This window comes from Staphylococcus sp. HMSC061G12, assembly GCF_001838465.1.
Taxonomy (GTDB): domain Bacteria; phylum Bacillota; class Bacilli; order Staphylococcales; family Staphylococcaceae; genus Staphylococcus; species Staphylococcus simulans.
On record NZ_KV837102.1, the window covers coordinates 1 to 250 of the forward strand.

Consider the following 250-nt stretch of genomic DNA (forward strand, 5'->3'; position numbering starts at 1 on the left):
GACTCTTCAGTCTCATCGTCTGATTTATCTTCTGATTGATCAGATTCATCTGCTTCTGATGCATTATCTGATTCTGGTTCAGACTCTTCTTCTGATTCTGGTTTTTCAGAAGTTTTTTCAGCTAATGTTTTTGATGATTTCTCATCTACTTCTGTTTCTTCTGATGCTTCCTCCTCTTTTGAAGTGTCTTCTTTAGAATCTTCAGCTTCGTCTTCGGACTCTTCAGTCTCATCGTCTGATTTATCTTCTG

General features: G+C 37.6%; 1 pseudogene. It reads right to left on the minus strand.

From position 1 onward, the window contains the following. Window positions 1-250, minus strand: a pseudogene (locus tag HMPREF2937_RS13720) (hypothetical protein); the annotation flags it as partial.